The sequence below is a fragment of the Campylobacter sp. genome, from assembly GCF_052170435.1.
GTDB lineage: Bacteria > Campylobacterota > Campylobacteria > Campylobacterales > Campylobacteraceae > Campylobacter_A.
The window spans coordinates 36597-61413 of the sequence record NZ_JBQNAN010000003.1; the positions used below are offsets into that span (position 1 = coordinate 36597).

The following is a 24817-nucleotide window of genomic DNA, read 5'->3' on the forward strand; positions in this document are numbered from 1 at the left end:
GGAGACGCGAAATGAAACTAAAAATTTTCTCTATTTTGCTATTTGCGATTTTTTTCGTAGGTTGCGGCGAGCCCCGCACGCCCGAGCTTTACGCTAGAAGCACGATGCCTATTTTTATCACTAACGGCGACGTAAAAAAAGCCTCGCGCAGCGTTTACGTTTACTTTAAAAACTCCTGCGGCTACGCAAACACGCTAGAAAACACCGTGCGAAACAAGCTACTGCAAAACGGCTTTACGCAAAGCCTCGATCAAAAGAACGCCGATATCGTGATAATGGGCGATTTTGCGAGCTTGCAGCGCTTTGAGCGACGCGAACGCCCGCGCGCGTATATGAGCATGGGTTATGGTTTCGGCAGCTACGGATACAGGCGTAGTATGGGCTTTGGTATGCTTTTTGGCAACCCGTTTGACGATGATTTTTACGACAGGACGGATTATTATCTTTACAGAGCCTTTATCAGCGTGATGATCCGTGCAAACGGCAGCGAGCAAAGGACCAATCTCGAGATCGAAAGCGGCCAGAATCTTTATTCGCCAAGTTACATAATCCCATACATAGAAGAAAAAGCGGCGACGCAGATACTTAGTTTCTTTTATCCTTAACGGCTTGTCTTTTTCCGCTATACGGCGTTGAAATTTAAATTTTAAGCTCGGCAGACTATCTGTCTAGCCTACGCTTAAAATTTAAATTCCGCCTTGTCTAGCGAAAAAATACTGCACCTTATCGTTTTACGTTCAAATTTGACATTAAATTTATAAATTTGAGTCACCGAGACCTGCACCCTGAAAATGTTAATACGAGTTTTTAAATTTGACGTATTGATTTAGGCCATTCACTCTTTGCCTAAAATTTGCTTTTATCAAATTTAACTTCGCTAGCGTCAAATTTGCCGCCGTCTGCAAACCAAACCGCGCGAAAATTTATAAATCTTATCTTAACGAAAATCAAGAAATATTCAAACATTTTTCTATATAATTGTGATACGAAAAATCAAAATTATCATAAAGGATTTTAAATGAGACTAGCTATCAGTCTGGCTGCGGCTGCTACGGCGCTGCTCGCAAACGGCGCAAATCCCGACGTCATAAAGCCGATAAAGGATTTTACGCCTCCGCCGCCTTATACGCCAAACATCGCTCAAAGCGCGTTTCCTGAAAATCAATTCGACCGCGCGCCAAGGGATGATTATTTTTTCGTGACGGATTTGCTCGATAATTCTATGGATAAATTTCACGTCGCGGGCGGATTTTACGGCAGGACGTTTTACGGTTCGGGACTTTTTAAATACCGCGGCGCAAATTTCTACACGATTTTAAACGCGAACTTTTCTAAAGCCAACCGCTACAAAGACGGCGGCGGCAGGACGTGGAACTACGGCTACGCCAGGCAGGGGCAAAGCGCGGTCGTGGGTTTCGTGCCTAGCGAGCTAAGCGAGTTTAGATTTACGCTCGTGCACGATAACATTGACGACGACAAGCAGCCTCACCACCTCATGGATGCTGTTAAAACCGAGCGATATGTCGGTAAATTTAACGCTCGTATCGGCGCGGAGGATCTATCAAATACGCTAAATTTCGAGCTGATGCTGCGCGACGTGAGCAGAAACGCCGATAACTACCGCCTAAGAAGCGCGGCGCAGACGGTCAAGGTCGAACTGGATAGAAAAATCGTGGACGCCGAGCTAAAATACGACGCGGACTTGGGCGACTTTCACAATCTAGCTGGCATAAGCTATCAGCACGATAATCACGAGGGTAAAAGGTACGTAAAACAGCCTAGCGGCTGGGTTTTTAACGGCTATAGGTTTGCCGACGTGACAAATAAACGAACGAGGATTTTTGATACGCTGAGTTATAAATTTAGCGACGCTCACAAGCTTAGCCTTGCTCTAAACTACGACTGGATGAAGTCAAATTTAAAGGGGCTAAACGAGCCATATTTCGCGCCCTCCGTGCCGCTTAGGACGGTAAAAGGGCTTATCCGCAGCGTTTACGGCTATGATTTTGACGGTAGCGTCAAGCAAGACGGCCTAAGCGCTAGCCTAAAATACGATTTCACGCCAAACGAGCTAGATAGCTACTACGCGGCACTTGAGAGCTTGCAGCGCATGCCTGGCAATATGGAGCGATTTAACACGCTTTACGGTCCGATGGATAACGGCTGGGTGAGCAACCCGCTGCTAAAACCGGAGCGTCACAACCGCGTAAATTTGGGTTTTACTTATAAGAGCGAATTTTATAAAGATTATTTAAGCTCGCGCCAGGGCGAGGATAGCTTTAGCCTGGGCGGGTACTTTATCGCAGACGACGCGCAGGATCTGGTTATCTACGATCGCCGCCACTCGGCCGCGGCCGCGCCTATGAATAAAAACGCCGTCATCACGCGCAACGTCGATGCTAGGATTTACAGCGTAAATTTGCGCGGCGAGTATAATTTCGCGCGAAATTTCGGGCTAAAAACTTCGTTATTTTACAACTACGGACAAAACAAAACCGACAACAGACCGCTCTATCAGATCCGCCCGTTTGAGGCAAATTTGGCCCTTGACTACAAAGACTACGCGAGCTTTGGTAGCTACAACATCGGCACCGCGGTGCGCTACGTGGCAAAGCAAAATAGGGGAGATTTCGATAAATCCACCGGCTTTGGCATCGACAAGCGCGAAGCCGCAAAGAGCTTTACGACGATGGACGTTTACGGCGGATTTGAGTTTAAAAACAGCTGGGGCGTGAGGCTAGGCGTGACAAATATCTTTGATAAAAATTACGCCGAGTTTATCAGCGGCGAGCACGTAGGGGTGCTAGATCCAGATCCGGTGGTGCGTGTGCCGGGGAGGGCGGTGTTTGTTAGCTTCCACTCTAGTTTTTAAAATTTGAGTGGCGGCTTGTCTTTTTGCTCTATACTTCGTTGCTTTTAAATTTGGCTCGGTCATTACCTACATGGTAACTCCCTTCGCCAAATTTAAAAGCGCCTCGTCTAGAACAAAAATACTTCGCCTTATCGTTTTACGTTCAAATTTGCAAATTTGAGTCGCCGAGACCCGCACCTTGAAAATGCAAATTTAAAATTTGCAGTGCGGTAGCGCCAAATTTAGCCTATACGCAGCGCGGCATCTTCTCGCGTCGCAGGGCTAGTATTCTACAAAAAAGTTGGATTTTAAAAATTTGAGTATTTAAATTTAAACACTCAAATTTAAAAACCCAAATCAACAAAAAATCAAAATTTAAATCAAGATTTTTGATTTAAATCTTGGGTATAATTATCAAAAATAAGTTGAGGCAAAGTCAAATTTGCCTCGAGTAAATTTAGCATTTTTGCGGTGCGGGTCTGGACAAGTAAAATTTAACGCTCAAATTTATCGTTCAAATTTGATCGTCAAATTTGACGCCTGAAGCCGATCCGCAAAGCAAAAACGAAATAAAATTTAAAATCTTAATACAAGGAGAAAGCTATGAACAGACGAGGATTTTTAGGACTTGGCGCGGCGTTAGGCGCGACTGCTTTTGCGCCGAATTTGCTTGCTAAGGAGAGATTTGACGTGTGGGGGATGCCCGCGATCCCTAGCACCATGCTAGCCGTGGCGAGCCTGCAAGGCGAGCTAACCAAAACTCACGACATAAAGCTAAGGATCTGGAACAACCCCGATCAGCTGCGCGCCGGCGTGGCTAGCGGCGAGATGAAACTAACCGCGGCGCCTAGCAACGTGGGCGTAAATTTGGCCAATCAGGGCATAAATTTTGGCCTGCTAAACATCATGACTAACGGCCTTCAAAACATCATCGTTAAAGACCCTAACATCAAAAGCATCGAGGATCTAATCGGCAAAAAGCTAATCATGCCGTTTAAAAACGATATGCCCGACCTCGTGCTACACGCCATCTGCAAAAAACGAGGCATAGATATCTCTAAAATCGAGATCAACTACGTTCAAACTCCGCCCGAAGCCATAGGGCTGTTTTTGCAAAAGGATTTCGACGCGGCCCTATCGATCGAGCCGATGAGCTCGGCTGCGATACTACGCGGCAAGAAAATGGGCGTGGACGTGCGCGTGGGCTTTGAGCTGCCTGAGGTTTGGGGCGAGAGTTTTGGTATCAAGCCATATATCCCGCAGGCCGGACTCATCGTCGATCTAGACTACTATAACGCAAACAGAGATGTTTTTGAGATATTTCACAAAGACATGCAAAACGCTCTAAAATGGATACTAGAAAACAAACAAAGCGCGGCGCAAATCGGCGCGCAGTACCTGCCGGCTCCGGAGCCTGCACTTGCAAACGCGTTCGAGCGTTCAAATTTGACCGTGACTAAGGCCAAGGACTTAACCGATGAGCTTATGAGCTTTTTTGAGGTGCTTTTCGAGCTAAATCCTAAGCTTCTGGGCGGAAAAATGCCCGATAAAAGCCTATTTTTATGATACTCGTCGATAACGTCAAAAAAGACCGCGGCGCGTTTTTAAAGGTCGCGGACTACCTTTGGGGCGGCTTTAGCGGTCTTGCGACGATAGCGCTTATTATCGCGCTTTGGCAGATCGGCAGCGAGCTGGGAGGGGAGTTTTTACTCCCCGCGCCCGAGGTGGTTTTCGTACGGGCTTACGAGCTTTTGGCGGATTATAAAAACAGCGAGATAAACATCACTCTCGTGCGCTCGCTAGTGGGAGTCGGTACGGCCTGTGCCATCGGTATCACGCTGGGTCTGGTTGCAGGAGCGTACAGAAGCTTTGCCGCATTTTTAAAGCCGGTGATCACGACGCTGCTTTCTATGCCGCCTATTATTTGGATCGTTTTAGCTATATTTTGGTTCGGATTTGGAAATGCTAGCACTATCTTTACGATTATTATTACGGTTTTGCCGCTAACCTTTGCTAGCTCGATGGTCGGTATGATGAGCGTTAGCGAGGAGCTAAAGGAGATGTTTGACGCGTATAAACTAGGCATTTGCAAAAAGATTCGCCACCTATACGTTCCGCACCTAACTAGCCATATTATCAGCTCTCTAAGCGTCGCTGTGGGCATGGGCGTAAAGATCGTCATCATGGGCGAGCTGCTAGGCGCAAACGACGGTATGGGCGCTAAGATCGCTAGCGCTAGAGTGATGCTAGACACCACCGAAGTGATGGCCTACGTCGTGCTTACTATCGCTATCATTATGCTTTTTGAGTATCTGGTTATCGAGCCGCTAAAGATCACGCTAATGCCGTGGAAAAGGTAGTTTGCTATGCTGGAACTTCAAAATTTAGAATACGAAATTTTACGCGACAAGGTCGTGCGCGATTTTAGTTTAAAGGTCGGCGCTGGCGAAGTAGTGACGCTATTTGGCGCGAGCGGCTGCGGTAAAACCACGATCCTGCGCCTGATCTCGGGGCTTATCGATCCGCGTAAGGGAAAAATAATCAATAAATTTAACAAAACGACCTATCTCTTTCAGGAAAATCGCCTGCTCGAGTGGAAAAACGCGCTTGATAACGTGCTACTCGTGATGGATGAGCCTGACGAAAAGGCCGTGCTAGAGCTCTTTGCTAGACTTGGACTAACGGAAAAAGACGCGCTAAAGTACCCAGATGAGCTAAGCGGCGGCATGCGCCAAAGGGTTGCTTTCGTGCGAGCGATCGTGACAAAGCCTGATTTGCTGCTGATGGACGAGCCGTTTTCGGGACTTGATTATGATATGAAAGAAATCCTGATAGACATCGTCACGCACCGCGTCGAAGAGGGCATGAGCGTAGTGCTGGTAACTCACGATAGGATGGAGGCGGCTAGGATGTCGAGTAAAATTTGCTTTTTAGCGAGCAAGGGCGCGGTGATCGAGCGCGAGCTAGAGCTTGAGCGCGCCTTTTTGCAGCGGGATTTTGCCTACGCTAGCGGCGTGATAGACGAAAATTTTAAAGGAAAAATTTATTATGATTAACGACTTTTTTACCCATCCGATGAGAATTTTTTTCCTTACGAGCGCGGTTTGCGCGGTGCTAGGCGGGGCGGTATTTTTTACGCCCGTAGATTTCGTTAGCTGGCATAAATTTATCTTTTTGCACCTTGTCGCGGCCCTTGCGTACGCGGGATTTTTGCTAACGGGGCTAACTGATTGGACGAATTTCAGCGGAGGGCTAAAAAAGCATGCCTGCGTTATGTTTTCGTTTTTTTCGGCGAGTTTTTTTAGCGCATTTTTTAGCCTGTTTGCGGCGCACTTTTTTATGGCGCTTTTTTGGGCGTATTTGGCGGGGCTTTGCGTTTATATGATCTGGCTTGACCGCAACGACGATCAGCTGGGCGTTTTAGCATTTTTACTAGGCATTCTTGGCTTTGAGATTTACTATCTGCTTAGCGGCGAGGAGAAATTTTTAAATTTACAAATCCACCTGCACGTAATCGCAATCTTGCTCGTATCTTTTCGCGTTAGCGTCGTGCTTGGTAAAGAGGCGCTAAACCGCGAGTCCGGTATGCAAGACGCGGCTTTCGTGCCAAATTTCGTCTATAAAAATATCGCTATCGTTAGCGTTTGCGCATTTTTGTTAGTTAGCTTGTTTTTTGAAGGCAGCAAGGCGGTAAATTTCGCCGCGATAGCCTGCGGTAGCGCGATTTTAGCCAAGCTAAAAGAGTGGCACTACAAGGAGCTTTTGCGTCATAGCTTCGTGATTTATTACTACTTGATGCAGCTTTTGCTCGCCGCGGGTTATATCATTTACGGCGCGAGCGGGATTTTGGGGCTTGGGCTGGAGACAAACATGCTGCACGTCATCGCGCTAAACGGCATTATTTTTAGCATTATGCTTATCTTTAACATCGCAGGCCTGCGCCACAGCGGGCAGGAGCTTGAGTTTTTACGCCTGAGCAAGATTGCCTTTGCGCTTGTTATTATTGCTGGCGTTTGTAGGGGCTTTTTGGCTTACGTTTGGAGCGGATTTTACATCCATCTACCCGCAACCCTCATCGCCGTAGCGTTTGCGCTTTGGTTTATCGACTTTTATAAAATTTTCAGAGATAACGAGTTTAGCGACGATCCGGAGTAGATTTATTTTGTTTCGGATCAAATTTTAAAATTCGACTCAACCAGTCGCTATTTTTTGTATAAAAACAAAAAATAAACGCAAAGGAAAACTCTTGAAAAATCAAAAATTCGAGAGAGTAATACGCTCTGCCTAAAAGGCGCAAATTTATCCTTATTTAACCTATTTAAAAATCCAAAATTTCACTTTTATATACCGCTTTTAAAAGGCGGATGGTCTTTAAATTTTACTCAAATTTCAAATAAAATAAATCTAAAAAAAGGAAATAAAATGGCATACAAATACGATATCGGATTAGAGTTTTTAAGGCAAATGAGTAATGAAGATCTAAACGATCTAGTCGAGATCCTAAAAGGCAAAGATAATGACTAAAGGATCAGCGAAAGTCTCTCGAACGATAAAAAATTTATCAGACACTATCCTGATCATGCACAGTACATCGATCTTATTTTAGAAGAGATACAAAGATACGGCGGTAATACTTTCGTAAACATTTTTAGAGGCGGCGGAGTTCAATATGCCGAGATTTTAGAAGACGTTTGCAAAAGAATTAAAGTTCATTATTCCCCTCACTATTCTATCGAGGATATCGAGCTTTCGCTACTTTTAAAGATTGCGACCGACGCGCTTGAAAAGATGAGCGAAGGCGAGCGCAAGGGGTTCTTAAAGGATCTTGATATAAAAACAGAGAAGTATACGCCGCAAGCAGTAATAATGGCGTTACAAACGGCAATAAAGCTCGGTAAATTTAAGGCGTATCAATTTACGTTGGTTATAGTAAATGCTATTTGGAAAGCGCTTTTAGGCAAAGGACTAACGATAATCGGAAACAGTACTCTTACGAGGTGGGTGGCTATTTTGGCTGGGCCGATCGGCTGGACGATTTCTGGCATCTGGACGGCTGCTGATATAGCAGGTCCGGCATACCGAGTAACTATACCGGTTGTAGTGCAGATAGCTTATCTGCGACAAAAGCATATGGATAAATAAAACGCAGGTCTTTGGCCCGCTAGAAAAGGAAAAAATGAACGAGATAATTATAAAAGAGGCGGATATAGGAGAGTTGGATAATTTTAAAACGTGTCACTTCTACAGCCTTGAGCGCAATGGCGTAAATTTAACCGATACCGCCGTAAAAAGCGGAGCCGAAATTTTAAGAGACGCACGCTTAACAAATGAGGGCTCAAAGCTCTTTAAATGCACCGTTGATGCTAGTAAGCTTAGCAAGATAGATGGAAAATTCGGTAGCGGGTTGGGTACGGCGGTACGCGAAAACGGCGAGCTAAAAGGGCATGCGGCTTTTAACGTTTTAGGCGGCGAAGATATAGCTAAAATCGTAACGCCGTTTGCTTTTTATCAAGTGGCTAGTATCGCGCTTGGACAGCAGTTTATGCGTGAGATAAACGAAAATTTAAAAGGCATAAACGAAAAGCTGGATAAAATTTTGGAGCATTTTGAAAACGAGAAAAGAGCTGAAATTTTAGCTCTAATTAATTGCGTTTATTTATTAAGCCGGAGCCAAAATTTAGACGAAAGCGATAAAATTCTTTTAAAAGATATAAAATTTAAGGCTGACAGGATAAGGCTTTATTATTTTATAAATTTTAAAAACGCGCTTAAAAAAGATGAGGAAAATATTATAAAGAGCTATATTTTGGCCGAAAAGATAATGCAGACTTGCGATGCACTGATTTATAAACATCATCTAAATACCGGTGAAATAGATAAGGCTATAAGCACAATGCAAAGACTTATGGATACCGAGAAAATATTGGAAAATGATTTTGCTAAAATCTCAAAGCATAGCCAAAGCGATAAAATTATCATAAAGCGATTGCGAGACAAGTCAAAAAAGATAGACGACGAATATTTATTTTTGCAAAATTTTGAAAGAAAACTTTTTTCGCAGCAAAGCCAAGACGTTTATCTGCTACAAAACGGTGAGAATATAAAGTTTATAACTGCCGAGTAATTTTAATCCAGCGTCCTTTTATACCTGGCGAGCGATATGGCCGTGCTAACGCATAAAAACGCCAAAATCGCGGCTAGATCGTAGTAAAAATCGCTAAGCTGGGCGCTTTTTAGCCATACGCCTCTAATGATACGCAAAAAATGCGTCAGCGGAAAGCACTCGCCGATAAACCGCGCCCACGCGGGCATCCCGTAAAAAGGAAACATAAACCCCGACAGCAGCATCGAAGGCAAAAAGAAAAAATAAGTCATCTGCATCGCCTGTAGCTGGCTACGAGCTAGCGTGCTAAAAGTAAAACCCACGCCCAAATTTGCAAGCATTAGCAAGGTGCAAGCCGTAAAAAGCGCCACCCAGTCGCCGATGGCGGGTAGCCCAAAAAGTAGCCTCGCTATCAACAAAAGCGCGCCTACTTGCAGGTAGGCTATGAGCAGGTAAGGCAAAATTTTGCCTATCATCACCTCGGCCGGGCACAGCGGAGCGGCTAGGAGATTTTCCATCGTGCCGCGCTCAAACTCCCTTGTCACCGATATGCTCGTTAGCAGGATCGTAGTTAGCGTGAGCAAGATACCCATGAGTCCCGGGATGATCTGATAGCGCGTGAGTAGCTCGGGGTTGTAGCGAGAGTGCGCGCGCAGCTCAAATTCCGCCTTAGGCTTGGCGTAGCTGGGCTTGTCTCTAGCAAGAGCTTGCTCAAAGGCTATTTGCAGCGCGGCTGCGGCACCAGAGTTTGCCGATGGGTCGGTGGCGTCGGTAGCGATTAAAATTTTAGGCGTTTGGCCTCGCATGAGGTCGCGTTCTAAATTCGGCGGAAAATAGATAATAAACTGCGCCTCGCCGCTTTGCATCATAGCTTCGGCCCCGTCCGCGTCCGCGCCGACGTGTTTGACATCGAAAAATTCCGTATTTTTCATCGCGCTGACTAGCGAGCGGGTGAGCTTGCCGCCGCTATCTGCGATCACTACGGCTGAGGGCAGGTGGTGCGGGTTGTTGTTTATCGCGTAACCAAAAAGCAGCATCAGCATCATCGGCATCGCGATGATCATAGCTAGCGTCGCGCGGTCTCTTAAAATTTGACGAAATTCCTTTACGACCATCGCTGCAGTGCGAGAAAACGAGATAAATTTCATCGCCGCTCCTAAAATCGCTCGTCTTTATGAAGCTCTAGCAGGTGGATGAAAACATCCTCTAGGCTCGCTTTTATCGGTCTTAGGCTTAGCTCATTTAGCGGTATTTCTAGGCTTTTAACCGCTTCTTGCAGCGCGGCCGCGTCTTTTGCGGTTACGTGATAGCCGTTACCGAAAGCCGAAACGCTAAGCGCGGAGTTTGATACTAGTCGCCCGGCCGCGTCTCCGCTTAGCTCCCAGACGTTTAGATCGTAGCTAGCGATGATGTCTGACTGCGTGCCGCGTGCTAGGATCTTGCCGTAGGCGATGTAGATGAGCTCGCGGCAGCGCTCGGCCTCGTCCATATAGTGCGTGGAAACTAGCACCGTGATGCCGTCCTGGGCTAACTCGTGGATGATATCCCAAAACTCGCGTCTAGCCTTTGGGTCTACGCCTGCCGTGGGCTCGTCGAGCAAAAGTAGCTCCGGGCCGTGTACGAGGCACATCGCAAGCGCCAGCCGCTGCTTCCAGCCGCCAGATAAACTGCCCGCTAGATGGTTTTGACGCGGGGCAAGATCTAGGCGGTCTAGGATTTGATTTACGGCGGCTTTTTGATTTTTGACCGCGAAGAGCCTAGCGATAAATTCCAAATTTTCCCTCACGCTAAGATCGTCGTACCAGCCGAATTTTTGCGTCATATAGCCCGTTTTTAGGCGTATGGCTTCGCTTTGGCTACGAAAATCGTATCCCAGGCAGCTGCCGCTGCCGCCGTCTGGTTTCAAAAGGCCGCAAAGCATGCGTATGGTAGTCGTCTTGCCGCTACCGTTGGGCCCTAAAAATCCGCACACGCTGCCTTTTTTGACCCTGATGTCGATGTTGTCCGTGATGATCTTTTTGCCGAATTTTTTGGTGAGGCCGCTAACATCGATGGCGTAGTCGCCGCCCTGCGGTTTGGGGCTTAAATTTGGAGTCAAATTTGACTGCAAATTTGCGCTGCTAAAATTTACGCGAGAATTTTTATGAAGGTTAAATTTTGCCTTGAGCTCGTTTGCTGGACTTGATCCGCTCAAATTTGATTTTCTTTCAGTCTGCGACGGAGCTTTGTCTGCGCCGTAAATTTTACCGCCGCGTGCGTTTAAATTTTGCCCCGGCGAAATTTTGTCCAAATTTAAACGCCGAATTTGAACGGCGATATTTTGCGCGTTCACGGCTCTAGCCTCGCTTTTATCGGTAGCGACGGGTGCAGGGCGGTTGCGTTGTTTTCGGGCACGGCTTCGACTAGATAGACCAGCGTGCTTTGCGAGGTTTGGTTGTAGATGACGGGCGGGGCGTACTCGGGGGCGGACGCGATCTTTACGATGCGAGCGCTAAAGTCTGTGCACTCTTCGCAGCTGATGCGCGCTTTTTGCCCCTCGCGCAGGCCAGGCAGCGCTCCTGCCGGCACGAAAAATCTGATCTTTACCTCGCCCGGCGGCAGCAGAGATAGCACTGGCTGCGAGCTTTGGACGAACTCGCCCGTTTTATAAAATATATCTTCGACGAGTCCGGATCTCGGCGCTACGACGGCGGTTTGCTCTAGCCTCCACCGCGCGGCCCGCTCCTGCGCTTTGGCTGCTTGTATTTTTGCTTTTAGGCTTGTTATTTGTTCGCTTCTAGCGGGCAAATTTGCGATTTTTAGCGCGGCGTTTAGCTCGCTAACTAGGGCGTTTGCTCTGTCAAATTCCGCCTTTGCGGCGTCGAAATCTTTTTGCGAAACGGCATGTTTGGCCAGCAACGACTTCGCGCGCTCGTAGTTGGCCTCCGCGATCCAAAGCGCAGCCTTGGCTTGTTTTAGCTCGGCATCTATGCGCTCGATCTCCTCTGGGCGCTTGCCAGTGCTAAGGTCGGCTAGCTCGGCTTCTAGAGCTTCTACGTTAGCCTTTGTGGCGTCTAAATTTGCCAGCGCTTCAGCGCTCTCAATCTCAAAAAGAGGCTCGCCCTCTTGAACGGCGGCGCCCTCTTTGATGCTCAAATTTACGATCCGTCCACTAACGCTAGGCGCGATGTAAAGATAATCTCCCTCGACGTAGCCGTTAAAAAACGCGCTCCGGCTTTCGTCCGCACAGCCTGCAAAAATCAGGATAAAAAAGGCAAAAAACGCGTAAAATTTGCTCGAATTTAAACTCATTTCGCCTCCTTAAAGCCGCTATTTTAATAGCATTATACCCCGCTTTGGTTAAATTTGGCTACATTTTAAGACGTTGCGCGGTATTCGAAAAGGAAATATTTTCGGCGCGTAGGCTTTGGATAGTGCGGTAGAAGCGGCGGTTTTTTATATCTCTTTTTAGGAAGGAATAATTTAAATTTGGAGCAAATTAGCGCGGCGATTATAGTATTTTTGTGCTTTAAATTTCTTAGATGTGTTTTATAAGTACTATAAAAACAGTATTACTAATAAAAAAGGATAAAAAATATCCTATTTAAGCATTCTTTGAAGATAGAGGTTATATAATTCCCCTTCTAATGATATTAGTTATTAATCTTAATTTTAAGGAGAGTGTATGAAAAAAATCATTTCAGGTGCGCTAGCCACGTCACTGCTGGCTGCTTCGGCATTTGCTTTTAGTGTAGATGGCAACCCTAGCGTAAAATTCGTTGGTTATAAGTTAGCTAACAAAACAGCCGTCGAGGGTACGTTTAAAGATCTTGGCTTTAAAAGCGCGGAAAACGCAAATTTTGCCGATTTTCTAAAAACCTTTGAGTTTAACATCGATCCTAAAAATATCGATACAAAGTTGCCCGATCGCGACAAACGTATCGGTATGATCTTTGACAGCAACGCAATAATGGCTAAAATTGTATCTGTAAGCGGCGACGAAAAAGCGGGCGAAGCTGAAGTCGAAGTTAGCGTAAAAGGAAACTCAAAGTCTTACAAAACGCAGTATACAGTGGAAGATGGTAAACTAAAGGCTAAAATCGGCATTGATTTGTTGGCTGATTTGAAACTCAATGAGACATTTGAAAAATACGCGGCTTCAGCCAAGCCTTTTCATGGTGGCAAAAGCTATCCGGATGTAGAAATCTCACTCGAAGCTAAAATAAAATAATTCTTAAATTCGGCGCTTAAAGATCTGCTTGCGCCGAATTTTCTACTTTATTATTATTTTTTATTCTGTAATGCCGAAAAATCGATAACTTAAGATATAATGAGCCGTAAAATTTAATTAAGGCGAAAAAATGACGACGAAAGAAAATAAAAAAGGGGCGGTAAGCGCGCTATTTTTGGCTATTGCGCTGTTTGCGGCGGGGTGCGCGGGGTATTTTTATTACGGCATAGGCGGGACGGGCGTTTTTACGATGGTCGTTGCCGTTATCTGCGCCGTTTTTTGCGTGAAAAAGATATTTCAAGTTAGCTTTTTGAGCATCGATGACGATGGATTTTTAGTGCAAAAGGGCGGCAAAAACGCCAAATTTTATTTTAAAGATATCGAAGAAATCGGCGTTCGCATGGTAGATGCCAAACGCAAAATCGACGTTTTAAACGTGAGGTTTAAAAGAGGCAAACTAGACCGCGACGCGGCTGATGGGCTCATGCAGCCTATCGGCGACGATGACGCCGTGATATACGACAAATATGAGCTATCCAAGCACGAGGTTTTTAAAATTTTAAAGCAGAAATTTGAGGCGTTAAACGCGCAAAAAAGCGAAAATAAGAAAAAGTAAAATTTGCGCGAACGCAAAAAGGGGCCGCCGTGAAAGGGGAATTTGAAATAGCCCGTAAAAGGGTCACAATCTACCACATAGGAGCACAAAATTTGACGCTAAAGGCGGATGATGGCGGTTTGCAAAATGCGGCTCGTGCGCCGATAGTATTTTATAACGCGTTTGCGAACGAAGCAGACGAGATCGCGCGAGCTTTAAGCGAGCTTAGCAGCGTAAATCTCACGCTTGCGGCAGTGAGCGGACTGGAGTGGAGCTCCGAAATGACGCCATGGCCGATGCCTGCTCTTTTTAAGAAGGAGCCGCCTTTTGAGGGTGGGGCGGATGAATATTTGCAAACTCTAACGCAGCAGATCGCGCCTGCCGTCCTGGCAAAAACGGGCGATGCGGCGTGGCTTGGGATCGGCGGATACTCGCTAGGCGGGCTTTTTGCGCTTTATTCGCTTTATAAAACGCCTATATTTATGCGCGTCGCTAGCGTTTCGGGTTCGCTTTGGTATAAGGATTTTCGCGAGTTTGCGCTGGGCTCGCATCTTGCGGGCAGGCTTGAGCGTGCGTATCTCTCGATCGGCGACCGCGAGAGTATGAGCAAAAACGAATACCTAAAAACGGCGCTAGAGGCCACGCGCGATATTGCCGCGTACTTTGAGAGTTTGGGCGCCGGAAGCAAATTTGAGCTAAATCCGGGCAATCACTATGCAGACGAGATAGGACGCACGGTAAAGGCGCTAGCGTGGCTAGCCTGCGGTGAAATTTAACTCTAGTTCGTCAAAGCCTGCCTAAATATACCGCAAAATCGCCGTTAAATTTGAAAATTTAGCCGTGCAAAAATTTGAGACGACTGACTAAAATTATCAAAGAGATGAAAATTTACAAGACATATTTAACTTAAAATCGTGTGCAGTATTTTTCGCTTAGACGAGGCGAAATTTCTACTTCACTTCGTTTGTAGCTGCAAGCAGAAGATTTTTAAGCGGAGCGTATATGTTGTACGCGAGCATTAAAAATCAAATTTCAACGAAGTATAAGTAGAAAAAGACAAGCCTAAAAACTAGACTTCATACCTCTCGCCGGGTTTCATCTCTATCATCTCCCACGGCAAGCCCTGTTTATTTAGCTCGTCCATGAAAGGTTTAGCGTCGAAATTTTCCATATTAAAGACGCCCTTGCCGCTCCAAATGCCTTTTGCGACCATCATCGAGCCGATCATTGCAGGCACGCCAGTCGTGTAGCTCACGGCCTGTGCACCCGTCTCGGCGTAGCAAGCCTCGTGGTCGCAGACGTTGTAGATGTAGACTTGGCGCTCTTTACCCTCTTTTAAGCCACGTATCACGCAGCCGATGTTGGTTTTGCCCTTCGTTCGAGGACCGAGGCTCGCAGGATCAGGTAGCAAGGTTTTTAGAAACTGTATCGGCACGATCTTTACTCCGTTGTGCTCGACCTCGTCGATGCGTAGCATGCCGACATTTTCTAGACACTTCATGTGTGTGAGGTAGCTTTGTCCAAAGGTCATGAAAAAGCGGATTCGCTTCAGCCCTTTGATGTTTTTTACTAAGCTTTCAAGCTCCTCGTGATAGAGTAGGTAGCTGTCTTTGACGCCTACTTTCGGATAGTCCCACTTGAACATTATTTCCATCGGCTCGGTTTCCTTCCACTCGCCGCGCTCCCAGTAGCGGCCCTTTGCGCTTACTTCGCGCAGGTTGATTTCAGGGTTGAAATTCGTCGCAAACGGATATCCATGATCGCCCGCGTTGCAGTCTAGGATGTCGATCTCATGGATCTCGTCAAAGAGATTTTGCTGCGCGTAGGCGCAAAATACATTGGTCACGCCCGGATCAAAGCCGCTTCCCAGCAGCGCCATCGTGTTTGCGGCTTTAAACTCGCCGTCCTTCGCCCACTGTAGCTTGTATTCAAATTTGGCGGTGTCGGGGTGCTCGTAGTTTGCGGTGTCGATGTAGGGGATGCCGGCGCGAGAGCACGCGTCCATGAGGGTTAGATCCTGATACGGCAGCGCGACGTTTAGCAGTAGCTCGGCGCCCGTTTTTTTGATTAAATTTACGACCGCGTCGGTGTCATCCGCGTCGATCTGCGCGGTATCGATCTGCACGCCTAGGCGGTCTTTGATAAATTTAGCGATCGCGTCGCATTTGCTTTTCGTGCGGCTTGCAAGGGTGATTTTTGTAAAAACGTCCGCGTTCATCGCGCATTTTACGGTCGCGACTTGGCTCACGCCGCCCGCGCCTATGATTAAGATATTTGACATTTGGGCTCCTTTAAATTTTTATAATTTTATCTAAAGCTTATATAAAATTTGCTTTTAATCGTTACAATAGCGCGAAATTTTAAAGGAATTTTATGCGTAAAATTTTAATTTTTCTGCTTCCGATTTGGCTATTTGGGACGAGCTGCGAGGAGGCGATGCAGCGTAGTATAGATGAGTTTATAGAGCCTGATCGCGATGCCATGGCTACGGCGATAGCGGGCGAAAAAGCCGCTCAAATTTGCCTGGCTGAGTACGGCGAAGAGCATGAGAACACGATCATAGCATTAAACAACTCGGGCAGCTTTTTTATGTTTGCAGGCGAGCCGCAAAAGGCGCTCGCAGCCTACGAACATTCACTAAAAATTTTACAAAAAGGTCTGGGCAAAGAGCACAAAGCGCTAGCAAAGCCCTATCACGGCGTGGCTAGCGCGCAGTCGGCATTGGGGAGATACGATGAAGCGATAGCGAATTTCGGCGCGGCGATCAGATGCTATGAGCTTGGCGGCAAGAAGATGCAAAAAGACCTGATGAGCTGCTACGCGGGGTTTGGCGATACGCTCTATAAAATGGGCGATTTTAACGGCGCATACGTAAAACACGCCGTCGCGTTTAGGATTTGCGAAGAGGTTTTTGGCGCTGATAGCGTAAATTTGCTGCGAGCCAAGTATTATGCGCAGATGGCGGGCGATCTGGCGGGACTCGGCAATAAAAAAGAGGCGCTGCAAAACTACGAAAAAGCCCTTAAAGTCGCGAATAAAATTTTAGAAAAAAGTAACGATAAACATGCAAAAAGCCTAAAAGCAGAGGTGGAGGCAAAGATAAAAGAGTTGTAAATTTAGCGATTAGATCTTGAGGCGGGCTAAATTTACGCCTCAAATTTGACTAAGCCGCTGCACTACTCGGCGTTTAATCGCTTTGCCAAATTTGCCGCGCAAGCGAAAGCAAAATGCAAATTGTACCCGCCAAGCATCCCCGTTACGTTTAAGACTTCGCCGATGAAATAAAGCCTGCGAGTGCCGCCACGGCCGCAGTTTGCGTCTAGCGCGTCCGTGTCTACGCCACCTTTTGTGACTTCGGCTCGCTCGAAGCCAAACGTCCCAGCAGGCGCAAATTCGTAAGCAAAGAGCCGCGAGATTTTCGCCGCCTCGTCCGCCTTGTACTCGCCGTAAGGCTTGTCGCTAAGCCCCGCCGCGCGTAAAAACTCGAGCGTAAATCGCCTAGGTAGCGGCAGGATAGTGCTGAGCTGTTTTTTGCTTTTTTGCGCGGTTTCGATGCTAAAATTCGGGCAAAAATTTATGGCGATTAAACCCTTTTGCCAAAAAAGCGAAGCGTTTAGCACGGCCGGGCCGCTTATGCCTTTGTGCGTGAAAAGTATGTCGCCCGCGAATTCTCGCGGCATTTTTGACTCGCGGTTTGCGGCGGCGTCTTTACCTGCACAGCCTACGCGGATGCGGGTGGGGAAGCAAACTCCGCTTAGATTTTTAAACCAAAACTCGTCTTTTTGCACGGTAAATCCCACGAGCGCGGGCACGGGCGGTATGACTTTGATGCCGAAGCTTTGCGCTATTTCGTAGCCGATGTCGCTAGCGCCTAGGCTTTTGTAGCTTAGTCCGCCGCTAGCTACGATGAGGTTTTTAGCGTAAAATTTATCGCCGTCTTCAGCAACAACTTCAAAAATTTCGTTTAAATTTTGCTCGGCGTAATCAAATTTCGTCTCAAAATCAGCCAAATTTTCATCGCGATTTTGCGCAGGAGAAACGTCTAAAATTTGCCCGTTTTCATCGGTCGAAATTTTTCTCGCGCCCTTTACGCAAGCGTTGCAAAATATTTGCGCTCCGCTTTGTCTAGCGCGCTTTAAAAGCACGCCCAAAACGTCCTTTGCGCCGCTTTCGCAGAAAAATTGATTTTGCTTTTGCTGGTTAAATTTTAACTCGCCGAAAAATTTTAAAACGTCTTTGAAGTCTAGGTTTTTTAGGATATTTTTGACGAAATTTGCGTCGCCGAGGTAGTTTGACGCGTCGATACGGCGGTTTGTGACGTTACACCTGCCGCCGCCGCTGGCTAGGATTTTCTTACCGGGAGTTGCGTTTTTTTCGAGTAAGGCGACGCTTTTACTGCGTAAATTCGCCGCCAAAAATAGTCCTGCCGCGCCCGCTCCGATTATCAAAACGTCGTAAATTTTGTAAATTTTAGACATCAAAAAACCTTAAAATTTACGCGCGGCAAAGCTAGCTAAAATCAAAAGCTATTTTTTAGCATTAGGAATTTTTGCTCTTGCGCTTCGTCTAGCTTCATTTTTTCGTTGCGGTTTACGAAAAGCTTAAAGATCACGTTGTGATCCGCGTCGTAAAAGTGCAGGCTGTGTCCGAGAAACCCCATAAATTTAGTGCTTACAAAGCCGATGCTTGCGATTGATTCTTCTTTGAGGTGACCGCCCAAAAAGCCGCTTTTATCGGTGAAATTTAAAAATCCTTTCGCCTTTTTAGGCATAGGCACGCTCACCTTGATCTCGATAATAAACTCGGGCGTATTTTTGATAAAAAGCATCTCGCCCCAAGTGCTGACTTCTTCGAAAATTTTCATCAAATTTTCTGCGCCGACCTCCTTAAATTCGTCATCGCCACGGTACTGCAAGATTTCGTATTCGCGTACGTTCAGCTGTTTGGCCGCATCGTAAACGGACATCTTTTTGTCCTCGAAAAGCTCGTCGATTTGTTTTTTTAGATCGCTCATTTTTGTCCTTTTTTGAAATTAGATTTTGATAATAGTATTTAAAAATAGCTAAAAATCGGCTAAATTTACATGACTGGCGTCGTTGCATTATCAAACGGCGCGCGAGCCGCAGTTTTAGCGCTCGGAGCGGACGGATCTAGCAAATTTTCGCCGTCCGCAAAGCTCGCTAAACGCCTAAAATTTGCTTTATTTCAGCCTCGTTAGTGAGCTTGGAGTTGTATTTCACGACGAGATTTTGAGCGTTTTTGTAGCACTCCACGACGCCTTTTTGCTTCTCGACCTCGGCTAGATCGGCATCCGTGTCAGACGGCAGATAGATATTTTTAAAGATATTTGGGTTATCTAGCCATTTTAGCGCGATCAGCCACACGACGCAAAGCACCGTCACGACGGCGGAAAGCGCGCTAAGGCCGTAAAATTTAAGCAAAGTACCGCCGCCGATACCGCCGATAAAGCTTCCCATGTAGCCAAAGGCGTTAAAGATGCCTAAAACCGCGCCTTTTTGGCTTACTTTACTAAATTTGGACGCCATGGATTGCAAGATCGGTTCGTGCAGGTTAAAGCCGATAAAAAATATAATCACACCCGCGTAAAATAGCGGCTTGTGCCCGAGCGAGAGCGCGAAAAGTCCGTAGCAAACGACGAAAAGCGAGACGCCGATGACTAAAATTTGCTTTGTGATTCGCTTCGTTTCGCCGATCGCGCCGCCGATACCCATCGCGATAAAGCCAAACACCGTCGCGACCGAGTAGATGCCGCTGAGGTCCTTTTTGTCCATGCCAAAATACTTCACGATGGCGATCGGAATCACGATAAAGGCCGCCGACATCAGCATTTTTTGCATGAAGTTGCTGATGTTCATGAGTAGTAAATTTCTGTTTGAGAGTAGCTTTACGGCCGGCATTTTGGCCTGCGAATGCGTAAATTTAGGCTCCTCGCCCACTGCCGTGTATAAAAGCACGATACAAACGACCGTAACCGCGATCGAGAGGTAAAAGAGGCTTGAAAGTCCGTATTTGGCGCTAAGTATCGGCGAAAGTATCATAGAAAGCGTGAAGCTAATGCCGATAAACGCGCCCATCATCGCCATCGCATGCCCGCGCACCTCCTCCTTGGTCATGTCGCTCATCAGCGCGATTGCCACGGCTCCTATCGCGCCCGCTCCCTGGATAAATCTACCAAAAATCATCGTGTAGATATCAGTCGCCACGGCGCAGATCGCAGCTCCCGCGATGAAAACCAGCAGTCCGATCAGCATCGAGTTTTTGCGTCCGAAGCGGTCTGAGACGTAGCCGAAAACCACCTGAAACGTGATCTGCGACATCGCGTAAACGCCGATGAGAACGCCGACTAAAAACTCTGTCGCCCCCTCAAGCTCGAGCGCGTAGACGCTGATAACTGGCAAAATGATAAAGAGTCCGAAAAACCTGCTGCCGATGATAAAAGATAACGGTAATGCGCTTTTTACTATCATAAATTTTCCTTTTAAAGGAGTGATTTTACCCGAATTTTGATAATACGTAAATTAAAGTCGAATTTGATAAAATGCGCGGGTTAAAAAATAGCATAGCGAAGTATTTTTGGATTATTTTTACGGTTGCGTAGATGAAATTTTGCGTAGGCTAGGCACGTAGCCTGCCGAGCGAAATTTTAGCAAGCTACGTAAAAAGAACCAAAAAGACAAGCTAGAAAAAGGAAAAATTTTGAAAATAGTTTTAGCAACATCCAACTCCGACAAAGTACGCGAAATAAAAGATTTTTTAAAAGATTACGAAATTTACGCACTGCGCGAAATTTGCGAGCCCTTTGAGATCGCCGAGGACGGCGCGACTTTCGCCGCAAACGCGCTAATCAAAGCTCGCGCCGTGCAGGCAAAACTGCGCGAGCTAAATTTGGCGGACGAGTTTGTCGCGTTAAGCGACGATAGCGGCATCAGCGTGGAGGCTCTTGGCGGCAGGCCCGGGATTTATTCGGCGAGATTTAGCGATATGAACAAGCGCGGGCAGATAACGGGCAAAAACGCGACCGATGCTAGCAACCGCGCAAAGCTGATCTCGGAGCTAAAAGCGCTAAATTTGACTAGTTCGCCCGCGTTTTACACCGCTTGTATCGCGGTTAGTTCAAATTTTGGCGACTTTACGGCGCACGGCTTTATGCACGGTACGGCAATCGACGAAGAGCGCGGTAGCAACGGCTTTGGCTACGACAGCCTCTTTATCCCCAAAGGTTTTACGCTCACGCTTGGCGAGCTAGACGATGAAATAAAGCTAAAAATCTCGCACCGTTCAAAGGGTCTTGAGCTCATAAAATACGTGCTAAAGAGCCTTGAGGGGAAATTTGGGCGCTAAGCTCGGAGCGCAAAAGAGAAAGTAAATTTGCGGGGCAAAAATCCGGCTAAATTTGCCGTCGCTTAACGCTAGCGCGGTATAATCGCGCAAATTTAAAATTTGAGATAAAGATGAATCTGGTTTTATTCGACTTTGACGGGACGATCACGCGCGACGACTCGCTGCTGGAGTTTATCGCTTACGTCGTGGGATTTAAGAAATTTTTTCGGGGGATTTTTTGGCTTTCGCCCGTTTTGATCGGCTATAAGCTAAAAATTTGCAGCAACAACTACGCTCGCAGGCGGCTGATGACGTACTTTTTCGCGGGTATGAGCGCGGATAAATTTGCTCAAATTTGCAAAAAATACTCAAACACGCACATCGAGGATATCGTGAAATTTTCCGCTATGGCAAAGATCGCCGAGTATAAGGCAAACGGCGATAAGGTCGTGATCGTGACGGCGTCGCTCGAGGACTGGCTAGCTCCGTGGTGTCAGGCGCAGGGGCTCGAGCTACTAGGCACTCGCATCAAGAAAAAGGGCGGCGTGATAACGGGCGAGATAGACGGCGCCAACTGCTACGGCGCGGAGAAGGTGCGCCGCGTGTGCGAGGCGTATGACACGGACGCCTTTGAGCGCGTGATCGCATACGGCGACAGTAGGGGCGACAAGGAGATGCTGGAGTTTGCCGACGAGGCGCATTATAGGGCGTTTGAGTGAGAGGGTTAGCGACTGCGAAAACTGCAAACTAGCCGTAAATTTAAAAGCTTTAAATTTGAGCATTTATGCGGCAAAATTTAGCTCTAGCGCATTTTTGCGGCGCGGCAAATCGGCGCATAGGCTAAATTTGACACTCATAAAAGCTTTTTACCGCTAGGCTGTTTGGTTTAAGTTTGCCTGGCGCTTTTTAGCCAAACTCAAATTTGTTTACTTCTGCCGTAACGGTTCCAAATTTATGCGGCCCATATAAATTTGACTCGGCGCGCGTTTAAGCCGGGCCAACGCAAATAAAGATAACAAACGCGGTGCTATTTGTTTTAGCTTAAATTTAAGCCGATTTACGGCCTTTTCTTTGTGAAAATGCGCTGCTCTTGTAGCTCAAATTTGAGCGTTAAATTTACCCGCGACCGCAAAGTCGGACTCAAATTTAACCCAAAATTTAAACCATTTTCAGCACTTCGACCATCTCACCCTTTGCGATAAATTCGGTCTCTTTTGGGATGATTAAAAGCGCGGCGTCATTTGTAAGATTGTTTACGATCGCCGAACTGCCCAGCTTTTTGCCGTCAAGATTTACGTAAATTTTACCGTCGCGGTTTTCTAAATTTACCGCCGTAAACTCCAAAAACGGCGAGCGTTTTTTGTAGTCCTCGTCCATGATCGCCGTGATTTTAGGCTCGCTAGCGCCAAACCACGCGTTTAGCAGCACGCGCACGTAGAGCACGCACATCACCATCGCCGAGTACGGGAAGCCAGGCAGCGCAAAAATGTATTTTTCGCCCGCTTTTGCGACCTTGATGTGGCGGCCCGGTTTGATCGCGGCGCCGTCTATTATGATGTCGAAATTTTCGCCCAGCGCGCCCTTGACGAAGTCGTAGTCGCCCATGCTGATGCCGCCCGTGGTGACGAGCACGTCGGCTGATTTTAGCGCGCGGACGATGGCGTCTTTTACGAGTTCGGCGCGATCGCGAACTATCTCGCACAGTACGGGTTCGCCGCCCATTTTGCGCACCATGGCCGCGATGCCTACGTGATTTGAGCTGTGGATCTGCGCGGCGTTTTCTAGCGGCTCTCCGAGGTCTTTTATCTCGCTTCCCGTCGCTAGCACCGCGACTCGCGGCCGCACGAATACGCTAACGTTAAAGATCCCAAGCTCGGCTAGCAGCGCGGTCTCGGCGTAGCCTATCGTCGCGCCTTTTTTGATTAGGATTTCGCCTTTTTTGTAGCTTTCGCCGACTTCGCGCACGGCAAAGCCCTTTGGTACTGTTTTTTTGATGAGGATCTTGCCGCCTGATACCTCGACGTTTTCGACCGGGATTAGCGTGTCGGTGCCTTCGCTCATTAGCGAGCCGGTGAATGTTTTGACGCATTTTACGCCTTCTACTTTTAGCCCTTTGTCGCTGCCTGCGGGTAGGTCGGTGATGAGCTCGAGCTCGCTTAGGCCCTCTTGCCACGCAAACGCGTAGCCGTCCATCGCCGAGACGGGCTGGGCCGGGTAGTTATCCTGCGCCGCGATATCTATGGCGATACGGCGATCTAGCGCCTGCGTGAGAGTGACCTTTTCTACGCGGTCCCAGGGAGCCAGCGTAGAGCGTAAAATTTCAAGAGAGGATGCGTAACTCATAAATTCTTTCATTTCTTGTCCTTTTTTGATTTCCCATAAATGACGGATTTCAAGCTTTAAAATTTTAAACCCGTTTCGGTTACGGACGACGAGTCCGCGCCCTCACGGGTTAAAATTTTAAAGTTAAACTACGCCTATTCTGTCTGGAATATTTCTGCCGATTTTACTAAATTTAATCGTAAATTATGCTAATAAAGCACAGAAGTTTATTATCAAGCCTGCAAAAAGCGCGCAAATTTAGTTATAATAGCTCTCAAATTTAAGCAAAGGACAAGCTTTGAATCAAATCGCTAAAACGCCGCAAGACGTAGTCGCCTTACTCATAGAAAAAAGGAAAGAATTTACCGATCCCAAAGAATTTATCGTATCGTTTGGTAAGGATGAACTAGGCGAGTTTGAAAAGCTAAACGGCGATATGGATATGAAGGTCGGCGACCTGCTTAGTATGAGCCAAAGCGTAGGAAGCTCGGTCGGCGAGTCGCTAAAATCGGTCAAAAAATACTCCGCCGAGCTCATCAAGGCAAGCGATAAGATAAAAGAGAGCGGACTGGGTGCGAAATTTATAAATTTCTTGCTCGGCAAAGACCTAGCCGCCGAGCTGGCTAGCAAATATCAAAGCGTGTCAAGCTTGTTTGAAGAAATTACGGCAAATTTAAAGCACTCGATAAACGTTTTAGAAGCTAGAAATGCCGAAATCTCCGAGAAACAAAAGGAGCTCTCGCTCATCATCGAAAGCCTAAAAGGCAAGATAGAAATTTTAAGCAAAACAGACGAGCTCATCGAAAATTTAGCGGCAAATCAAACGGATGAAGAGCAGAAAAAATTTCTCCTCGAAGAGGCGCTATTTTACATCCGTATGCATCTGCAAAATTTGCAACAAGTGCTAGTCGTGATGCAGCAAAGCCTCGCAAACTACGCTACTATCAAGCACAATAACTCGCTTTTAAGTTTCGCTACGCAAAACACGATCACAACTAGCATCACCGCGCTAAAAACCAACGTCTATATCGCAAGCGCAGCGCAGGAAGGCAAAAAGCAGCTAAAAGCGGTTTCTGAAATGGACAAGCTAGCTAGCGACGTCATCCTAAAAAACGCGCAGGACGTAAACGACACGGCGACAGAAGTGACGGCAAAGGTCGCAGGCGGCGCGCTAGATAACGAGAGCCTCGAAAAAGCGATAAATTTGATGATAGATTCGCTAGATAAAATAGAAAATTTCAAAAACGAGGCGCTGCCTAAGATGAAAGAAAATATCGCCAAAATCGCACAGATGAGCAAGACGCTAGAAAGTAAGGTAAATAAGCTAGAAAAGATCGAGCAAAGCGACGTGTATAGTATAGAGTAGGGCGGTGCAAAGGTCAAATTTGACCTCGC

At 46.8% G+C, this 24817-nt stretch carries 25 protein-coding genes; 17 read left to right on the plus strand and 8 right to left on the minus strand.

The window, feature by feature from the left end; all coding sequences use genetic code 11:
* The first annotated feature begins 11 nt into the window (after positions 1 to 11).
* The 9 genes from ACTTJF_RS02210 to ACTTJF_RS02250 all read left to right on the plus strand — a co-directional run bounded on the left by ACTTJF_RS02210 (position 12) and on the right by ACTTJF_RS02250 (position 8975).
* On the plus strand, positions 12 to 605 hold the full coding sequence (locus ACTTJF_RS02210) for a hypothetical protein (RefSeq protein WP_442550564.1): 594 nt from the start codon (positions 12 to 14) through the stop codon (positions 603 to 605).
* A 413-nt stretch (positions 606 to 1018) separates the two neighbouring features.
* Positions 1019 to 2872 (plus strand): TonB-dependent receptor domain-containing protein, encoded by a 1854-nt coding sequence (locus ACTTJF_RS02215; RefSeq protein ID WP_442550565.1) that lies wholly within the window; start codon positions 1019 to 1021, stop codon positions 2870 to 2872.
* A 582-nt stretch (positions 2873 to 3454) separates the two neighbouring features.
* Complete coding sequence (locus tag ACTTJF_RS02220) at positions 3455 to 4417, plus strand: ABC transporter substrate-binding protein (RefSeq protein WP_442550566.1); 963 nt, start codon at positions 3455 to 3457, stop codon at positions 4415 to 4417.
* The gene (locus tag ACTTJF_RS02225; protein WP_442550567.1) at positions 4414 to 5211 is read left to right on the plus strand and encodes an ABC transporter permease; all 798 of its coding nucleotides are present in this window, start codon (positions 4414 to 4416) and stop codon (positions 5209 to 5211) included. Before ACTTJF_RS02220 ends, ACTTJF_RS02225 begins: the two co-directional genes overlap by 4 nt.
* 6 nt (positions 5212 to 5217) lie before the next feature.
* Positions 5218 to 5907 (plus strand): ABC transporter ATP-binding protein, encoded by a 690-nt coding sequence (locus tag ACTTJF_RS02230; protein WP_442550568.1) that lies wholly within the window; start codon positions 5218 to 5220, stop codon positions 5905 to 5907.
* Positions 5900 to 7006 (plus strand): NnrS family protein, encoded by a 1107-nt coding sequence (locus tag ACTTJF_RS02235; protein WP_442550569.1) that lies wholly within the window; start codon positions 5900 to 5902, stop codon positions 7004 to 7006. The genes ACTTJF_RS02230 and ACTTJF_RS02235 overlap by 8 nt, the downstream gene beginning before the upstream one ends.
* A gap of 267 nt (positions 7007 to 7273) precedes the next feature.
* Entirely contained in the window at positions 7274 to 7375 is a 102-nt protein-coding gene (locus tag ACTTJF_RS02240) for a DUF3944 domain-containing protein (protein WP_442550570.1), read from the plus strand.
* Between the two features lie 66 nt (positions 7376 to 7441).
* Complete coding sequence (locus tag ACTTJF_RS02245; protein WP_442550631.1) at positions 7442 to 7993, plus strand: YaaW family protein; 552 nt, start codon at positions 7442 to 7444, stop codon at positions 7991 to 7993.
* Between the two features lie 34 nt (positions 7994 to 8027).
* Entirely contained in the window at positions 8028 to 8975 is a 948-nt protein-coding gene (locus ACTTJF_RS02250) for a hypothetical protein (RefSeq protein ID WP_442550571.1), read from the plus strand.
* A 2-nt stretch (positions 8976 to 8977) separates the two neighbouring features.
* Here ACTTJF_RS02250 and ACTTJF_RS02255 read toward each other — a convergent pair whose 3' ends face one another.
* The 3 genes from ACTTJF_RS02255 to ACTTJF_RS02265 are packed head-to-tail and all read right to left on the minus strand — an operon-like array spanning position 8978 to position 12245.
* The gene (locus tag ACTTJF_RS02255) at positions 8978 to 10102 is read right to left on the minus strand and encodes an ABC transporter permease (RefSeq protein ID WP_442550572.1); all 1125 of its coding nucleotides are present in this window, start codon (positions 10100 to 10102) and stop codon (positions 8978 to 8980) included.
* Between the two features lie 8 nt (positions 10103 to 10110).
* Positions 10111 to 11286 carry an ATP-binding cassette domain-containing protein gene (locus tag ACTTJF_RS02260; protein WP_442550573.1) on the minus strand — a complete coding sequence of 392 codons (1176 nt, stop codon included), beginning with the start codon at positions 11284 to 11286 and terminating at the stop codon, positions 10111 to 10113.
* Positions 11283 to 12245: an HlyD family secretion protein gene (locus ACTTJF_RS02265; RefSeq protein ID WP_442550574.1), complete on the minus strand. Its 963-nt coding sequence runs from the start codon at positions 12243 to 12245 to the stop codon at positions 11283 to 11285. The genes ACTTJF_RS02260 and ACTTJF_RS02265 overlap by 4 nt, the downstream gene beginning before the upstream one ends.
* 373 nt (positions 12246 to 12618) lie before the next feature.
* Here ACTTJF_RS02265 and ACTTJF_RS02270 point away from each other — a divergent pair, with 373 nt between their 5' ends.
* The 3 genes from ACTTJF_RS02270 (at position 12619) to ACTTJF_RS02280 (ending at position 14535) form a co-directional block, all read left to right on the plus strand.
* Positions 12619 to 13164: a YceI family protein gene (locus ACTTJF_RS02270; protein ID WP_442550575.1), complete on the plus strand. Its 546-nt coding sequence runs from the start codon at positions 12619 to 12621 to the stop codon at positions 13162 to 13164.
* Between the two features lie 130 nt (positions 13165 to 13294).
* Positions 13295 to 13780, plus strand: a complete 486-nt coding sequence (locus ACTTJF_RS02275) for a molybdate transport repressor (protein ID WP_442550576.1) — start codon at positions 13295 to 13297, stop codon at positions 13778 to 13780.
* Positions 13781 to 13809: 29 nt separating this feature from the next.
* Positions 13810 to 14535, plus strand: coding sequence for an alpha/beta hydrolase-fold protein (locus ACTTJF_RS02280; RefSeq protein WP_442550577.1), 726 nt, complete (start codon positions 13810 to 13812; stop codon positions 14533 to 14535).
* A 293-nt stretch (positions 14536 to 14828) separates the two neighbouring features.
* Here the strand turns inward: ACTTJF_RS02280 and ACTTJF_RS02285 are convergent, their stop codons facing one another.
* Positions 14829 to 16040, minus strand: a complete 1212-nt coding sequence (locus ACTTJF_RS02285; protein WP_442550578.1) for a saccharopine dehydrogenase family protein — start codon at positions 16038 to 16040, stop codon at positions 14829 to 14831.
* A 92-nt stretch (positions 16041 to 16132) separates the two neighbouring features.
* On the opposite strand from ACTTJF_RS02285, the gene ACTTJF_RS02290 reads away from it, so the two are divergent.
* On the plus strand, positions 16133 to 16873 hold the full coding sequence (locus ACTTJF_RS02290; protein WP_442550579.1) for a tetratricopeptide repeat protein: 741 nt from the start codon (positions 16133 to 16135) through the stop codon (positions 16871 to 16873).
* 62 nt (positions 16874 to 16935) lie between these two features.
* On the opposite strand, the gene ACTTJF_RS02295 is transcribed toward ACTTJF_RS02290, so the two are convergent.
* The 3 genes from ACTTJF_RS02295 to ACTTJF_RS02305 all read right to left on the minus strand — a co-directional run bounded on the left by ACTTJF_RS02295 (position 16936) and on the right by ACTTJF_RS02305 (position 20244).
* Positions 16936 to 18237: an NAD(P)/FAD-dependent oxidoreductase gene (locus tag ACTTJF_RS02295; protein ID WP_442550580.1), complete on the minus strand. Its 1302-nt coding sequence runs from the start codon at positions 18235 to 18237 to the stop codon at positions 16936 to 16938.
* 41 nt (positions 18238 to 18278) lie between these two features.
* Entirely contained in the window at positions 18279 to 18773 is a 495-nt protein-coding gene (gene hutX, locus ACTTJF_RS02300) for a heme utilization cystosolic carrier protein HutX (protein ID WP_442550581.1), read from the minus strand.
* A 166-nt stretch (positions 18774 to 18939) separates the two neighbouring features.
* Complete coding sequence (locus ACTTJF_RS02305; protein ID WP_442550632.1) at positions 18940 to 20244, minus strand: MFS transporter; 1305 nt, start codon at positions 20242 to 20244, stop codon at positions 18940 to 18942.
* 232 nt (positions 20245 to 20476) lie between these two features.
* Between ACTTJF_RS02305 and ACTTJF_RS02310 the strand changes: the two genes are divergently transcribed.
* The 3 genes from ACTTJF_RS02310 to ACTTJF_RS02320 all read left to right on the plus strand — a co-directional run bounded on the left by ACTTJF_RS02310 (position 20477) and on the right by ACTTJF_RS02320 (position 21976).
* Positions 20477 to 21121 carry a non-canonical purine NTP pyrophosphatase gene (locus tag ACTTJF_RS02310; RefSeq protein ID WP_442550582.1) on the plus strand — a complete coding sequence of 215 codons (645 nt, stop codon included), beginning with the start codon at positions 20477 to 20479 and terminating at the stop codon, positions 21119 to 21121.
* Between the two features lie 110 nt (positions 21122 to 21231).
* On the plus strand, positions 21232 to 21819 hold the full coding sequence (locus tag ACTTJF_RS02315; protein WP_442550583.1) for an HAD-IB family hydrolase: 588 nt from the start codon (positions 21232 to 21234) through the stop codon (positions 21817 to 21819).
* Positions 21812 to 21976, plus strand: a complete 165-nt coding sequence (locus tag ACTTJF_RS02320) for a hypothetical protein (protein ID WP_442550584.1) — start codon at positions 21812 to 21814, stop codon at positions 21974 to 21976. Before ACTTJF_RS02315 ends, ACTTJF_RS02320 begins: the two co-directional genes overlap by 8 nt.
* A 282-nt stretch (positions 21977 to 22258) precedes the next feature.
* Here the strand turns inward: ACTTJF_RS02320 and ACTTJF_RS02325 are convergent, their stop codons facing one another.
* Positions 22259 to 23455, minus strand: a complete 1197-nt coding sequence (locus ACTTJF_RS02325; RefSeq protein WP_442550585.1) for a molybdopterin molybdotransferase MoeA — start codon at positions 23453 to 23455, stop codon at positions 22259 to 22261.
* A 265-nt stretch (positions 23456 to 23720) separates the two neighbouring features.
* On the opposite strand from ACTTJF_RS02325, the gene ACTTJF_RS02330 reads away from it, so the two are divergent.
* Positions 23721 to 24788, plus strand: a complete 1068-nt coding sequence (locus ACTTJF_RS02330; protein ID WP_442550586.1) for a toxic anion resistance protein — start codon at positions 23721 to 23723, stop codon at positions 24786 to 24788.
* Positions 24789 to 24817 lie beyond the last annotated feature (29 nt).

Bases quoted from the DNA above. Each gene is read 5' to 3' on its own strand.
- ACTTJF_RS02250 (WP_442550571.1), top strand. From the start codon at position 8,028: ATGAACGAGATAATTATAAAAGAGGCGGATATAGGAGAGTTGGATAAT.
- ACTTJF_RS02215 (WP_442550565.1), top strand. From the start codon at position 1,019: ATGAGACTAGCTATCAGTCTGGCTGCGGCTGCTACGGCGCTGCTCGCA.
- ACTTJF_RS02230 (WP_442550568.1), top strand. From the start codon at position 5,218: ATGCTGGAACTTCAAAATTTAGAATACGAAATTTTACGCGACAAGGTC.
- ACTTJF_RS02275 (WP_442550576.1), top strand. From the start codon at position 13,295: ATGACGACGAAAGAAAATAAAAAAGGGGCGGTAAGCGCGCTATTTTTG.
- ACTTJF_RS02315 (WP_442550583.1), top strand. From the start codon at position 21,232: ATGAATCTGGTTTTATTCGACTTTGACGGGACGATCACGCGCGACGAC.
- ACTTJF_RS02210 (WP_442550564.1), top strand. From the start codon at position 12: ATGAAACTAAAAATTTTCTCTATTTTGCTATTTGCGATTTTTTTCGTA.
- ACTTJF_RS02225 (WP_442550567.1), top strand. From the start codon at position 4,414: ATGATACTCGTCGATAACGTCAAAAAAGACCGCGGCGCGTTTTTAAAG.
- ACTTJF_RS02255 (WP_442550572.1), bottom strand. From the start codon at position 10,102: ATGAAATTTATCTCGTTTTCTCGCACTGCAGCGATGGTCGTAAAGGAA.
- ACTTJF_RS02265 (WP_442550574.1), bottom strand. From the start codon at position 12,245: ATGAGTTTAAATTCGAGCAAATTTTACGCGTTTTTTGCCTTTTTTATC.
- ACTTJF_RS02240 (WP_442550570.1), top strand. From the start codon at position 7,274: ATGGCATACAAATACGATATCGGATTAGAGTTTTTAAGGCAAATGAGT.
- ACTTJF_RS02220 (WP_442550566.1), top strand. From the start codon at position 3,455: ATGAACAGACGAGGATTTTTAGGACTTGGCGCGGCGTTAGGCGCGACT.
- ACTTJF_RS02235 (WP_442550569.1), top strand. From the start codon at position 5,900: ATGATTAACGACTTTTTTACCCATCCGATGAGAATTTTTTTCCTTACG.
- ACTTJF_RS02285 (WP_442550578.1), bottom strand. From the start codon at position 16,040: ATGTCAAATATCTTAATCATAGGCGCGGGCGGCGTGAGCCAAGTCGCG.
- ACTTJF_RS02270 (WP_442550575.1), top strand. From the start codon at position 12,619: ATGAAAAAAATCATTTCAGGTGCGCTAGCCACGTCACTGCTGGCTGCT.
- hutX (WP_442550581.1), bottom strand. From the start codon at position 18,773: ATGAGCGATCTAAAAAAACAAATCGACGAGCTTTTCGAGGACAAAAAG.
- ACTTJF_RS02325 (WP_442550585.1), bottom strand. From the start codon at position 23,455: ATGAAAGAATTTATGAGTTACGCATCCTCTCTTGAAATTTTACGCTCT.
- ACTTJF_RS02295 (WP_442550580.1), bottom strand. From the start codon at position 18,237: ATGTCTAAAATTTACAAAATTTACGACGTTTTGATAATCGGAGCGGGC.
- ACTTJF_RS02290 (WP_442550579.1), top strand. From the start codon at position 16,133: ATGCGTAAAATTTTAATTTTTCTGCTTCCGATTTGGCTATTTGGGACG.